This is a genomic window from Hyphomicrobium sulfonivorans (assembly GCF_013306565.1).
Lineage (GTDB): Bacteria > Pseudomonadota > Alphaproteobacteria > Rhizobiales > Hyphomicrobiaceae > Hyphomicrobium_A > Hyphomicrobium_A sulfonivorans.
This window is the reverse complement of sequence record NZ_PZPO01000004.1, coordinates 437041-449797: the sequence shown is the minus strand read 5'-3', so window position 1 is coordinate 449797 and position 12757 is coordinate 437041. Positions and strand designations below refer to the sequence as shown.

12 protein-coding genes are annotated in these 12757 nt (G+C 61.9%); 7 read left to right on the top strand and 5 right to left on the bottom strand.

Annotated features, from left to right (window positions below):
• The first annotated feature begins 9 nt into the window (after positions 1-9).
• Positions 10-483 (top strand): transcription elongation factor GreA, encoded by a 474-nt coding sequence (greA, locus tag C6Y62_RS10400; protein ID WP_068464643.1) that lies wholly within the window; start codon positions 10-12, stop codon positions 481-483.
• A gap of 173 nt (positions 484-656) precedes the next feature.
• Here the strand turns inward: greA and C6Y62_RS10395 are convergent, their stop codons facing one another.
• Positions 657-1142, bottom strand: a complete 486-nt coding sequence (locus C6Y62_RS10395; RefSeq protein WP_173953849.1) for an Lrp/AsnC family transcriptional regulator — start codon at positions 1140-1142, stop codon at positions 657-659.
• Positions 1143-1384: 242 nt separating this feature from the next.
• On the opposite strand from C6Y62_RS10395, the gene C6Y62_RS10390 reads away from it, so the two are divergent.
• Both C6Y62_RS10390 and C6Y62_RS10385 read left to right on the top strand, forming a co-directional pair.
• A complete protein-coding gene (locus C6Y62_RS10390; protein ID WP_173953848.1) occupies positions 1385-2386 on the top strand; it encodes a mitochondrial fission ELM1 family protein in 1002 nt (333 codons plus the stop codon).
• Positions 2386-3120, top strand: a complete 735-nt coding sequence (locus tag C6Y62_RS10385) for a CPBP family intramembrane glutamic endopeptidase (protein WP_173953847.1) — start codon at positions 2386-2388, stop codon at positions 3118-3120. Before C6Y62_RS10390 ends, C6Y62_RS10385 begins: the two co-directional genes overlap by 1 nt.
• Positions 3121-3239: 119 nt before the next feature.
• Here C6Y62_RS10385 and C6Y62_RS10380 read toward each other — a convergent pair whose 3' ends face one another.
• A complete protein-coding gene (locus C6Y62_RS10380; protein WP_173953846.1) occupies positions 3240-3587 on the bottom strand; it encodes a hypothetical protein in 348 nt (115 codons plus the stop codon).
• 505 nt (positions 3588-4092) lie between these two features.
• Here C6Y62_RS10380 and ettA point away from each other — a divergent pair.
• Complete coding sequence (gene ettA / locus C6Y62_RS10375) at positions 4093-5751, top strand: energy-dependent translational throttle protein EttA (protein ID WP_068464522.1); 1659 nt, start codon at positions 4093-4095, stop codon at positions 5749-5751.
• 299 nt (positions 5752-6050) lie between these two features.
• Positions 6051-6218 carry a hypothetical protein gene (locus C6Y62_RS10370; protein ID WP_157066862.1) on the top strand — a complete coding sequence of 56 codons (168 nt, stop codon included), beginning with the start codon at positions 6051-6053 and terminating at the stop codon, positions 6216-6218.
• Between the two features lie 160 nt (positions 6219-6378).
• Here the strand turns inward: C6Y62_RS10370 and C6Y62_RS10365 are convergent, their stop codons facing one another.
• Complete coding sequence (locus C6Y62_RS10365; protein WP_173953845.1) at positions 6379-7461, bottom strand: DUF937 domain-containing protein; 1083 nt, start codon at positions 7459-7461, stop codon at positions 6379-6381.
• A gap of 358 nt (positions 7462-7819) precedes the next feature.
• On the opposite strand from C6Y62_RS10365, the gene C6Y62_RS10360 reads away from it, so the two are divergent.
• Both C6Y62_RS10360 and C6Y62_RS10355 read left to right on the top strand, forming a co-directional pair.
• On the top strand, positions 7820-8482 hold the full coding sequence (locus C6Y62_RS10360) for a hypothetical protein (RefSeq protein ID WP_173953844.1): 663 nt from the start codon (positions 7820-7822) through the stop codon (positions 8480-8482).
• A gap of 120 nt (positions 8483-8602) precedes the next feature.
• Positions 8603-10162, top strand: coding sequence for an MFS transporter (locus tag C6Y62_RS10355; RefSeq protein ID WP_173953843.1), 1560 nt, complete (start codon positions 8603-8605; stop codon positions 10160-10162).
• Between the two features lie 17 nt (positions 10163-10179).
• Here C6Y62_RS10355 and C6Y62_RS10350 read toward each other — a convergent pair whose 3' ends face one another.
• Entirely contained in the window at positions 10180-11037 is an 858-nt protein-coding gene (locus C6Y62_RS10350; protein ID WP_173953842.1) for a YihY/virulence factor BrkB family protein, read from the bottom strand.
• A 99-nt stretch (positions 11038-11136) separates the two neighbouring features.
• On the bottom strand, positions 11137-12756 hold the full coding sequence (locus C6Y62_RS10345; protein ID WP_173953841.1) for a cisplatin damage response ATP-dependent DNA ligase: 1620 nt from the start codon (positions 12754-12756) through the stop codon (positions 11137-11139).
• Between the last annotated feature and the right edge of the window lies 1 nt (position 12757).

Below are 12757 nucleotides of genomic sequence, written 5' to 3'. Positions count from 1 at the left end.
GTAATGAGCATGGAACGTGTCCCGATGACCGTTGAGGGCTTCAACACGCTTGAAGTTGAGCTGCAGCGCCTCAAGTCGGAAGAGCGTCCCCGGATCATCCAGGCTATCGCCGAAGCGCGCGCCCATGGCGACCTGTCGGAGAACGCCGAGTATCACGCGGCCAAGGAGGCGCAGGGCCTAAACGAGGCTCGCGTCGCGGATCTGGAAGACCGGCTCGGACGCGCCGAAGTGATCGATACCTCCAAGCTGTCGGGCGACACGGTGAAATTCGGCGCAACGGTGACGTTGATCGACGAGGACACCGACGAGAAGGTCAAATACAAAATCGTCGGCGACATGGAAGCCAGCGTGAAGGACGGCAAGATCTCGATTTCCTCGCCCATCGCGCGGGCGCTGATCGGCAAGTCCAAGGGCGAAACCGCCGAGGTCACGACGCCGCGCGGAGCGCGCTCCTATGAGGTCGTGAAGATCGAGTGGAAGTGAGAACGGAGCGATGCGGCCGCGCGAGCTGAGCCGCGCACGGGTTCGCTTCATGTTTTCCATTGCATGATCCGGACGGATCTTTAGCGAGAACGTTTCAATGCATTTGACGGCGCCATGGGCAACCTTGGCGCCGTCAGCGTATAGAGGTGGCCGTATGGGTTTTCGCCCCGCTGCTAGCTTTTTGCCTGCGCGCTGCCGATGGGAACACCGGGTTCGCGCTTGGCGCGGCGGATGGTCAGGAAGGTTTTGACGCTGGCGACATTGGGCGCGGCGGTGAGATCTTCCAGCACGAAATCCTGAAACGCAGGCAGATCCTTGGCGACGCATTTCAGCATGAAGTCGCTCTCGCCAGAAAGCATGTAAGCTTCGCGCACGATGGGCCAACCAAGCACGCGGTTTTCGAACGCATGCAGTTCTGCTTCGGCCTGATTATGCAACCCGACCATGGCGAATGCTGTAAGCCCGAACCCCAATGCGGCCTCATCCAGCAGCACGGTATAGCCGGCAATCAACCCGGCCTGTTCAAGCGCGCGCACGCGGCGCAGACAGGGCGGGGGTGAAAGGCCGACGCGGGAGGCAAGCGCGACGTTGGTGATGCTGCCGTCGGCCTGCAATTCCTTCAGAATGCGCCAGTCTACAGGGTCGAGGCGCAACGCCATCGGGTGAAATCTCCGCGAAGACCGGAACGGGAGCCGCGCCGGTGCGTGCCGCGAAGTTGCACGATGCGCCCCGGTTTGGCTAGAGCCTGGCCACGTTCTGCCGAATTGGTGACGCGCAAGCTGCCCGGCGCGCGATCCGCAATGCGGCTCACGCCGCTGGGTGGTAGCATTGAGAATTGGCGCGCTGCGTTCAGCGCGCTAAACCGCGTGTCGGAACAACAGAGGCGTGCACGGTATCGGACATGGATGCAGCCACTGAAACGAACCGGCCGCTGGCGGGCAAAACCGCGTGGATTTTTACCACCGGTGCCGCCGGTATGGACGCACAGACGCGCGGTGTCGCCGATGCGCTGGGGCTGGACTATGCGATGAAGCCCATCGCGCCGCGCGGTGTTTTCAAACTGCTGGCGCCGTGGGGGCCGGTGGCGCCGTCAGAGCGCTTTGGCCAGCTGAGCAGTGCGTTCGCGCCGCCGTGGCCGGATATTGCGATCGCGCTGGGCCGTTCCGCCGTACCGTATCTCAAGGCACTGCGCCGCCGTTCGCCTGCGACGTTCACGCTGATGATGCTGGATACGCGCGCCGGGCTTGGCGTCGCTGATTTGATCTGGGTGCCGCAGCATGATCGTCTGCGTGGGCCAAATGTCGTCACGACGCTGACGGCGCCGCACAGCTATTCGCCAACACGCATTGTAAGTCTGCGCGCTGCCATGCCGGAAAATATCGCGGCGCTAACGGCTCCGCGCGTTGCCGTCATTCTCGGCGGCAAGAACGCCGTCTATGATTTTCGACCGGAGGACGATGAGCGGTTTGCTGGCGCGCTGCGATCGATTGGCGCTTTGGGCGCGAGTTTCATGATTACGCCGTCGCGTCGGACCCATGCGCGCCTGCTTGAAGTGACCGACGCAGCAACGCGGCCGTATCCGCGCATCCTGTGGGATGGAGCCGGCGCTAATCCCTATCCCGATTTTCTGGCGCACGCCGATGCGTTCGTTGTCACCGCTGACAGCGTGAACATGACCGGCGAGGCAGCGGCAACCGGCCGGCCGGTGCTGGTGCATACACCCGGCGGCGGCTCGGACAAGTTCCGCCGCTTCCATGAGGTTTTGCGTGCGCACGGCGCTACGCGTCCACTGCCTGATCGGCTGGATGCGCTGCCTGACTGGAGTTACGAACCGCTCTATTCCGCCGACACCATTGCGCGTGAGGTCGAACGCGGCTGGCTGGTGTCGCGGGCAAGCCGCTGATGTCGGAAGCGGCGAGCGTACAGCCGGATGCAAACGCGCTGCGCGCAGGCGGCACCATATCGCTTCCCGAGCTGACACCTGTGATGCGCGCGTGGCGCTGGATTGAGATGGCGCTGCTGTTTCTGTTGGCGCCGCTTGCCGTCGACTATGCCGTGCATACCGAGCGCGTGCCGGTGTTCATTGCGTTGCTGCCGGTGCTGTTACTGGTCGTCGTGTTTCTTGTGCTGGACCGCACATTCACATTCCGGCGCGAACTTTCGCGAGGCTTCAGCCTTGGTCAGTTGACGTCAATTCTGGCGGTATTTGCGCTCGGCGGGGGCTTGGTTGCCGCCTATGTGCACCAATATCTTCCGGGGCAGTTTCTGGAGTTGCCGCGCAACCGTCCTGAGGTCTGGGAGCGCATCATGCTGCTGTATCCGCTGATGTCGGTGCTGGCGCAGGAGATGCTTTATCGCACGTTTTATTTTCACCGTTACGGCGTGTTGTTCGGGCGCGCGTGGTGGGCAGCGATCCTGCTCAACGGTGTGCTGTTCGGCATCGGACACATTGTAATCGGCACGCCGCTGGCGATTTACGGCACCATGGCTGCGGGCATGCTGTTTGCGTGGCGCTATGCGATGACGCGTTCATTCTGGGCGGTATTCATCGAGCACACGCTGTGGGGCTGGCTGGTGTTTACGGTTGGGCTCGGGCGCTATTTCTTCACCGGCGTCGGCATTCTCACCTGGCGCTAATGCGTAGGAGAGAACGAGTCCGTTCTCCGCCAGCGTAAAAAAGGACGGCCTCACCAGCGATGCTGCGAGGCCGTCAACGCGACTGCTATTTGCAATAGTCTTCTGGGCCGCGATCAGTTTCAGCGTTTGACCTTCACCTTCTTGCACACGGCCTGCAGGCCCGCGGCGGCGCCCGGCGCCATGGTGTCGGTTTTGATGCCCTGCGCGGCGAGGGCGGCGATGCGTTTGCGGGTGAGAATGAACTCGGCGCGGTCAGTGTCGCCGCGCACGTTGCAGCAGGTCGGGCGCTTTACCCCCGGAACGAAATAACGCTTGGGCAGCGCGGCGCAGTCGGTATGGCCTTCGACCGATCCCCAGCAGATGTACGTCTTGGCTACAACCTTCTTGATCTTGTGGCCGGCATCGGCGGCCTGGGTGCCGAGGGCAAGCAGCGCCGCTGCCCCGACGACAGCGAAAAGCTTACGCATTACAACATCATCCTTCCGCGCGCCGGTGGGGGACATCGCGGCGCGTGCCGGCAATGAATTGGTGAGCGTTGCCACGGCAGCGCTGCTCCCCCCGAGGCGCGCCGTTGGGGCAGACGCTAGCGGGATAGGCTGCTGCTGCAACGGCAAAGTCTGTGTGCGTACGGTTTCGAGATCGCGCGCGACAAAAGAGCCACATATGCCATGTGTTGTTAGCTTCCGATGATGCAGCGCATCAACCAGCCTGCAGGCCATTGGCTGCAAACACGGAAACCCGTATCAGGCGCCGGCATGGGGCTCTAGCCGGGAACTCCGCCTCCGTAACGCGGCATCGGGCTGGCTGCATCAGGCTTCGTGCCCGATTATCCAGCGATCTGGCGAATAGCGCTGCCGTCAAGGGGCTAAGCGCTAAATCGCGGGGGCCAAGCCGCCGCATTTGAGGCGCGGCCCGCAATCGGCTAGAAGGCGGTCAGATTTTCCCGCACCTACGATCGAGGAGGCCGCCCCCGTGGCGAACCCGCAATACGTCTATCACATGCACAAGCTCTCCAAGACCTATCCGGGGGGCAAGCAGGTTCTGAAAGATATCTCGCTGTCGTTCCTGCCCGGCGCCAAGATCGGCGTCGTGGGCCTCAACGGCGCAGGTAAGTCGACGCTGCTGAAGATCATGGCTGGCACGGTCGACGACTTCCTGGGTGAAGCGCGTCCTGCCGATGGCATTCGCGTCGGCTACCTGCCGCAGGAGCCTGAGCTCGATCCGACCAAGGACGTGCTGGGCAACGCGATGGAAGGCGTTGGCGAGAAGAAGGCGATCCTCGACCGTTACAACGAGATCGCGGCCAACTATTCTGAAGAAACCGCCGACGAGATGACTGCGCTGCAGGACAAGATCGACGCGCTCAACCTTTGGGATCTCGATACGCAGGTGGAGCAGGCGCTCGATGCGCTGCGCTGTCCGCCGGGCGATGGCGACGTCACCAAGCTTTCGGGCGGTGAAAAGCGTCGTGTGGCGCTGACGCGTCTGCTGCTGTCCAAGCCGGACATTCTGCTGCTCGACGAGCCGACCAACCATCTCGACGCTGAAAGCGTTGCGTGGCTGGAGCGGTATCTGAAGGAGTACGAGGGTTGCGTGATCCTGGTCACCCACGATCGCTACTTCCTCGACAACATCACCGAATGGACGCTGGAACTGGATCGCGGCCAGGGCGTGCCGTGGAAGGGCAATTATTCGAGCTGGCTGGAGCAGAAGGCCAAGCGCGCCGAAAGCGAGAAGTCGGCTGAAGACAATCGCCAGAAGCACATCAGCCGCGAGCTGGAATGGATCCGCTCATCGCCCAAGGCACGGCAGGCCAAGTCGAAGGCGCGTATTACCGCGTTCGACAAGTTGGTCGAACAGTCCGGCCGCGAGGATGTGGGCAAGGCGTCGTTCTCGATCGCCGCTGGCCCGCGTCTGGGCGACATGGTGATTGAGGCCGATGGGCTGACGAAGGCATTCGGCGACCGGCTGCTGATCGACGGGCTGTCGTTCAAGCTTCCGCCCGGTGGCATTGTCGGCGTGATCGGTCCGAACGGCGCCGGTAAGACGACGTTGTTCAAGATGCTGACGGGACAGGAGCAGCCGGACGACGGTTCGATCAAGATCGGTCCGACGGTCAAGCTGTCGTACGTCGATCAGAACCGCGATCACCTTGATGACAAGAAAACCGTCTGGGAGGAAATCTCCGGCGGTCTCGACATCATGAAGTTTGGCGACAAGCGCGAGATGTCATCGCGAGCCTATTGCGGCTGGTTCAACTTCAAGGGCGCAGATCAGCAGAAGAAGGTGGGCTTGCTGTCGGGCGGTGAGCGCAACCGCGTGCATCTGGCCAAGATGTTGAAGGAGGGCGGCAACCTGCTGCTGCTCGACGAGCCGACCAACGATCTCGACACTGAAACGCTTGGTGCGCTGGAATCGGCGCTGGAAGACTTCCCCGGTTGCGCCGTGGTGATCTCGCACGATCGCTTCTTCCTTGATCGTCTCGCCACGCACATTCTGGCCTTCGAAGGCGACAGCCACGTCGAATGGTTTGAAGGTAACTTCGAAGCCTATGAGGAAGACAAAAAGCGCCGTCTGGGCGATGCCGCTGTTGAACCGCATCGGATCAAGTTCAAGCGCTTCGAGAGATAAAAGACAAACGCGCTGGCGGCCGGCTCCGCGCAGGGGAGTCGCCAGCGCAGACAAACAATCGCTGGCGGCCGGCTCCCCGTAGGGAAGTCGCCAGCGCAACTAACAGGCACCGGCGGCTGGCTCTGCGCAGCAAAGCCGCCGGCGCGCAAATAACGATTTTGAAGCGTGTTTGTTTGGTCTTTTACTGCTGCACCTTTGTGGGACGGTATTTTTTCGCGCCTTTGCCACGTGATGCATCGATGTTGGCGTTAAGCAGCCTACTGAGCAATCATATCCCTGTTTAGACAGGAGTATGAAGCATGAAAGCAATTCTTTCATTGATGGTACTTGGATCCGCAGTCGTGTTTGCGGCGCCAGCCTTTGCCGATCCTGCACCGCCGACGACGAAAGAGGCCTGTGACAAGGCCGAGGGCTACGATTGGGATGCCGCTGCAGGCAAGTGCATAGCCGAAACGCCAGGCGGCTGAGGTTCAACAGAGCAACTCTGGATGAGGCGATGATCCATAAGATCGTCGCCTTTCTTATTGGCGGGCTGGCCGACTGCGTTCTCGAACATGCAAATTAAAAACACGGCGCTCAGTGCAGAGCGCCGTGTCTTGGCTGTCGTAATTTGACGGCTGAGGGGCCTTACTTTTTGACGTCGGCCTTTGCGCCATCAGCGGGCGGCATGGCTTTGATTTCCGCTTCCGTCATTGAAAGAATGATGCCGTCCGGCTTCACTTCGCTGATCTTGTCGGCGGAGATGTCATAGCGCTGACCACCCAGGCCAAGCGTGGTTTCGGCATCCATGTAAACGTTGGTGACGCGGTCTTCCGGATTGCGGATCAACTCGGCGATCTCACCAACCTTCTTGTTGTCGCTGCTGTAGACCGACTTGTGCAGCCATTTTTCCATGTCGTTCCACGCCACCACGAAGGGCGCACCGCCAAAGCGGGTTGTGTCGGTGACGTGCGTGCTTTCCGGCGCTACGCCCGGTGTCCGAATTTCAGTCGGCGCCGTTGCTAGCGTTGTGTCGGACGGGCGCGAGAACAAGTACCAGCCGAGACCGAGCAGACAGAGCGCGGCCAGTGCAGGAAGCAACCAGCTACCCTGCGATGTGCCCTTGTCGGTCGTATAGTTTGCGGACTGATACGAGGAACGCTGCTGCGTGCTGGTTGCGGCCTGCGCCTTGTCGAGAATGCCGGAACTGCCAAGGTAGTTTGCGAACTCCGACGGCATGGCGCGCATCACGTTGTCTTTCTGCGATGCGAGCAATTGAGCGACGCCGCCGGCGCCAGCGTTCTGCTGCTGGCCAAGCACGCCCATTACGACCGGGGCGAGCAGGCCGAGCATTCCCTTGGCGCCGGTTTCACCGGCACCGGAGTAACGGCCAACGGCGTTAGCGAGCGCGGATGTCGTGCCGCCACCCAGAACTGAGGAAAGTGAGCTGAGCCCTTCCTCGGCAACACGTGCCTGTTGTGGGGTGCCCATCATTCTTGCGGCGTCGGCAAGAACGCCCGGCTGCTGCTGATCAATCGCGTTCTCGATCTTTGCAATGCCACCCGGCTTCATGACCGAAGAGGTCAAGGCCGACAGGATGCCCGGGATGCCAGCACTGACGCCCTTTTGCATGGAAGATAGATCCACGCCCATGGCGGACGCAGAACGGTTGAGCATTTCCGGCGTGATGAACTGACTGATAAGGGTAACGAGGTTTGGCGTGCTGGACATGGAATTCTCCCTGTTGAGACGCAGGCCCCCGTCACTGCGCTGACCAAAGTTCGGCGGCTTCATCGTTGTTCGCAAGGCGCGCACATCGGATTTTGTCTGATCTAACGCCGTTCGCTGCGGGTTCCGTGGCCGCTAGTTAATGGCGGGTGGGCAGCATCGTGAAACTTTGCACGCAACTGCTTGCAACGTTCTCACGCCCAATAAACACGTCGAAAAAACGCTTCGGTATTGTTGCAATTGGAATGCTTATGGAAGCGCACGAGTTCCCGCCATAGCAGTGTCAAAATCTGCTGCTTCGTGCCGTTGATGTAAGCTGTATCGGCTTGCGAGAATGGGGCGTGCTTTGGGGGGAAGTTGAATGGCGTTATTCGGCAAGCGGAACAGAACTGGCGATCCGGCAGCAGCGGCAGTCCACGGCGTTTCGGCGATGGAGGGCGGCAGCATCGCGGCCGTGCTTTCGGCGGTCGCGCTGATCTTTTCAGCCTACAGCCTGTGGGAGACGTCGCTGAAGGAAGCCGACGTGCGCGTGTTTGTGCCGCCGGTCATTCATTTCGCGGCGCCTTATCAAAACTCAAATTTCGAAGTTATCGCGGTGCCGGTGACGATAACGAACGAGGGCGCGCGGACGGCGACGGTGCTTTCAATCGAGTTGACCGCCACTGACCCGCGCAGCGGCGCCGAGAAAAAGTTCTATGCTGCTGACTTCGGTCGCTGGACGATGGAGAAAACACGCACAGGCGCCTATGAGCCGTTTGCGCCGATCTCGCTTGCGGGGCGTACCAGCCGCACCGAGCAGGTGCTGTTCTACACGCGCGGCGCCGATCAGAGGCCCGATGAGCTTATTCGGGCCATTGGCCCCTATCAGTTCGAGGTGAAGCTCGATCTGGCCGAAAACAACGCCCGTCCGGCGGTAAGCTTCGAGCGTTCGCTGCTGAATTATGACGCCCGGGCGTTTAACGAAGGCACTTTGCCGCTCTACAGCGCGGATTGGCGGGCTTCCAGCAACGCGCCGGAAAATTGACGCGGGGCGGCCCCGTGACAAGGCCGATCCGCCACCTTAGATGACAGCAGCACAACTCGAAGCGTGAGCAACGCGCCGATGGCGGCCCGCCCGCTGGCCGTCTGCAAGGAACTGTCATCTATGACGCAGAATATCGGCCGCGCATCGGACGCGGTTACGGCTGACGGCAAGGCCACCCGCCGCGATTGGATCGGGCTTGCCGTGTTGGCAATTCCTTGCCTGCTCTATTCGATGGATCTCACGGTGCTTTATCTGGCCGTGCCGGAGATCGTCGCGGACCTGAAGCCTAGCGCCGCCGAGCTGCTATGGATCGTCGATATCTACGGCTTCATGGTTGCGGGCGCGCTGGTGACGATGGGCACGCTGGGCGACCGCATCGGGCGCCGCAAGGTGCTGATGTACGGCGCCACCGCGTTCGGATTGACATCGCTGCTGGCAGCCTATTCGACCAGTTCGGAAATGCTGATTGTCGCGCGAGCCCTGCAGGGGCTGGCGGCGGCATCGTTGGCACCGTCGACGCTATCGCTGATCCGCAACATGTTTCTCGATGGCCGCGAGCGCGCGTTCGCCATCGGCGTGTGGGTTGCGGCGTTCTCGGCCGGCGCAGCGGTGGGGCCGGTGTTCGGTGGCATCATCCTGGCCAACTATTCGTGGGGCGCGGTGTTCCTCATCAACGTGCCGCTGATGGCGATGCTGCTGGTCGTGGCGCCGATCGTGCTGCCGGAGTTCAAGGACGAAAACGCAGGCCAACTTGATATCGCCAGCGCCGCACTTTCGGTCGCCGCAGTTCTTTGTGTCATCTACGGCATCAAGCACATGGCCGAGGTGGGCTGGGACCCGATCGCGGCGGCAGTGATGCTGATCGGCGTTGTGCTGGGCTATGTCTTCTTTCGCCGGGAGGAGCAGCATCCCGATCCGCTGATCGATGTGCGGCTGTTCAAAACGCCCGCGTTCAGCGCCGCGCTGGCCACCAACATGCTGGGTCTGTTCATGATGCTGGGCGCGTTCTTCTTTATCACCCAGTACCTGCAACTTGTGTTGCGCATGAACCCGCTTGAAGCGGGGCTATGGATGGCCCCCTCGGGCATCGTGTTCGCGCTTGGAGCGCTGGTGGCGCCATATCTGGTGCGTCGGTTCCGTCCCGCGCACGTCATCGCATGCGGACTGCTGCTGGCTTCGGTTGGCTTTGCGCTGCTGACGCAGATAGCCGGCCTCGACAAACCGTGGTTGCTGTTTGCCGGCATGATGATCTTCTGCACGGGGATGTCGCCTATGGGTGCGATCACCACCGACATCGTCATGAGTGCGGCGCCGCCTGAGCGGGCGGGAGCTGCGTCCGCCATTTCGGAAACCAGCTTTGAGCTGGGCGGCGCCACGGGCATTGCAGTGTTGGGAAGCCTGTTCACGTTCGTCTATGGGCGGACGATGGATGCTGCCCACTTGCCGAGCGTTGTGGCGGCGGAAAGCGTGCCGATCGCACGCGGTACGCTGAGCGGCGCGATAGAGGTAGCAAAGACGCTGCCAAATGCGGAAGCTTCAGCGCTGCTGGATACGGCGCGCGGCGCGTTCGTCTATGCGTTTGAAGTTGCTTCAGCGGTGTCGGCCAGTTTCGCTGTGCTGGCGGCAATCTTCGCACTCTATTTTCTGCGCAACGCCAAGGCCGTTCCGGTCGAGCACTGATGACTGCTGCGGGCGGCCTATCCCTTTTCAGGGGTAGGCGCCGGAGCAGAACCATCGGCCTCGCGGCTCAGCGCATAGGCGCGGGATATCTCCGCCCCCAGCAGCACGATGAGCGCCGTGAAATAAACCCACAGCAGCAGAATGACGAGTGAGGCGGCGGCGCCGTACGTCGACTGCAGTCCCTGACGGCCGATGTACCAGGCGATGGCCAGCTTGCCTCCGGCAAACATCAGGGCAGCCGCAACGGCGCCGGGCCAGGCGTCCGACCAACGCACCTTGGCGTCGGGGAACCACTTGTAGAGCATCGCGAACAGTCCGGAGAGGATGAGCACGGTGACGCCCGTGTTCAGAAGCTCCCAGAAACGTGTGTCGATCGGGATGTCGCTGGCCCAGGACGAGAGCGCTGTCAGCGTGGTGCTGATGACCAGCGATGCGATCACCAGAAAGCCAAGCGCCATGACGCCTAGCAGCGACATGAAATAGGTGCGCAGATACCAGATCACGGTTCCGCCGGTGGGCTGGCTGACATCCCACACGGTGTTCATCGCCTCCTTGAGTTGCACCACGACCGTCAACGCCGTCACCAGCAACAGCGCGACGCCGACCGCCGCCGTGAAGCTGCTGGCTTCGCGCGAGGCGGCACCGTCCAGCATCGTTTCAATGATGGCTGCGCCTTCTGCGCCCAGCAGATCGCGGGACTCGGTGCTGAGCGTGCCGCGCACGGCGTCCTCTCCGAACGCGAACCCGGCAATGGCGATCACGATCAGCAGCAGCGGCCCAAGTGAGAATACGGAGTAATAGGCGAGGGCGGCTCCCACGGTGGTGCTGCGGTGCTGGGACCAGTTCATCAGCGCGGTTTTCAGGATCGGCCACATCGGTGCAGGTCTCCGGCGGTGAGCAGCATCTGTCACCACCATCGATAAGCAACCCGCAGCCGCTCCGCCAGCGAGAATGATCGGGCGTGCGTAGTTCGGTCAGGGGGCTACAATCAGTTTCTGCGCGGTTTCGAGCGTGTCGGCTTCCGTTGCGGGTTTATCCCAGCGGATGCGGTGAACGCGCGGGAAGCGCATCGCCAACCCGGACTTATGCCGCGTTGAGGGAAAGACGGCGTCGAAGGCTATTTCCAGCACCAGGCTTTGCTCGACCGCGCGCACCGGCCCGTATTGATCGACCGTGTTGGTGCGGATGAAGCGGTCGAGCCGCACCAGTTCCTCGTCGGTGAAGCCGGAATACGCCTTGCCGACCGGCACCAGTTCACGGCTGTCGGTGGCTTCGGCAGTTGTTGCATCGCTCTTGCGCCAGACGCCGAACGTGTAATCTGAATAATAGGACGACCGCTTGCCGGAGCCGCGCTGGGCATACATCAGCACGCAATCCAGCGTCAGCGCGGCGCGCTTCCATTTCCACCAATGGCCTTTCGGGCGCCCGGAAAGGTAAGGGCTGTCGCGGTGCTTCAGCATCAGTCCTTCGATGCCGGCTTCGCGTGTGTTGGCCCAGATGCCGTTCAGAGTTTCGAAGGTGTCGAATTCGACCAGCGGGCTCACATCGGTGCGGTGCGGGGTGTGCATCCGGTGCCATTGCTCTAGGCGCATCCGGCGCTGATCGAAGGGCAGGGCGCGCAGGTCGTCGGCTTCATCCAGCAGAATATCGTATAGGCGCACGAAGGCTGGATACTCGCGCAGCATGCGTGGTGTCACTGCTTTGCGGTTGAGCCGTTGCTGCAGATCGTTGAAAGGCGCCACCGTGTCATCGCGCATAACCAGCAACTCGCCATCCAGCACGACATTGTAAGGCGCAAACGCTGCGACGATTTCCGGGAAACTGCGCGAGATGTCGTCGCCCGTGCGCGAGAACAACCGCACATCGCCATTCATCGCAACGGTCTGGATGCGTATGCCGTCCCACTTCCATTCAGCGGCGATTGCTTCCGGCGCAAGGTTCGCCCAGTCGCCTTCCTCGATCGGGTGGGCAAGCATCATCGGACGGAAAACCGGTTTTCCCTCCGCGGTCGGTCGCGGCGCGCGTCCATCGAGCCAGGCAAAAAGATCCGCATAGGGCGGCGACAGCGCGTGCCAGATTTCCTCGATCTCGCTGAGATCGTGGCCGCTCATTTGCGCCAGCGCTGTTTTTGCGAGACGCGCTGAAACGCCGACGCGCGGCGCTCCGCCGATCAGTTTCAGCAACGCCCAGCGGCCACGCACATCAAGCCGGTCAAGCAGGCTGCCGAGCAATGGTGCTACCGTGTTGCGATCGGCCAGTTCCAGCGCGGCAACGACATCCGCCAGACGGGGCGGATGTCGTTCCGCGCCATCACCATTGCCGCGTGAAGACCACAGCAGCGCAACCGTCTCCGCAGTGTCACCGACATAGTCGCGCGAGAGCTGATACAGCACCGGATCGATCTTGTCGGACATCAGCTCGGCAAGAGCCCGGCGGAGCGGCAGGCGCGGGAACAGCCCATCGGTCAACGCCGCCAGCGCGAAACCACGATCGGGATCAGGCGCGACGCGAAAATACTCCGCCAGCAACGCCAGCTTGCCGTTGCGCGATGGCGTCGTTGTGAGGCTGTCGAGCAGGTTGGCGAACAACTGCACC

Excerpts from the sequence above, each read along its gene's own strand:
- greA (WP_068464643.1), top strand. The coding sequence starts at position 10 with ATGGAACGTGTCCCGATGACCGTTGAGGGCTTCAACACGCTTGAAGTT.
- C6Y62_RS10395 (WP_173953849.1), bottom strand. The coding sequence starts at position 1,142 with ATGGCGTTGCGCCTCGACCCTGTAGACTGGCGCATTCTGAAGGAATTG.
- C6Y62_RS10390 (WP_173953848.1), top strand. The coding sequence starts at position 1,385 with ATGGATGCAGCCACTGAAACGAACCGGCCGCTGGCGGGCAAAACCGCG.
- C6Y62_RS10385 (WP_173953847.1), top strand. The coding sequence starts at position 2,386 with ATGTCGGAAGCGGCGAGCGTACAGCCGGATGCAAACGCGCTGCGCGCA.
- C6Y62_RS10380 (WP_173953846.1), bottom strand. The coding sequence starts at position 3,587 with ATGCGTAAGCTTTTCGCTGTCGTCGGGGCAGCGGCGCTGCTTGCCCTC.
- C6Y62_RS10370 (WP_157066862.1), top strand. The coding sequence starts at position 6,051 with ATGAAAGCAATTCTTTCATTGATGGTACTTGGATCCGCAGTCGTGTTT.
- C6Y62_RS10365 (WP_173953845.1), bottom strand. The coding sequence starts at position 7,461 with ATGTCCAGCACGCCAAACCTCGTTACCCTTATCAGTCAGTTCATCACG.
- C6Y62_RS10360 (WP_173953844.1), top strand. The coding sequence starts at position 7,820 with ATGGCGTTATTCGGCAAGCGGAACAGAACTGGCGATCCGGCAGCAGCG.
- C6Y62_RS10355 (WP_173953843.1), top strand. The coding sequence starts at position 8,603 with ATGACGCAGAATATCGGCCGCGCATCGGACGCGGTTACGGCTGACGGC.
- C6Y62_RS10350 (WP_173953842.1), bottom strand. The coding sequence starts at position 11,037 with ATGTGGCCGATCCTGAAAACCGCGCTGATGAACTGGTCCCAGCACCGC.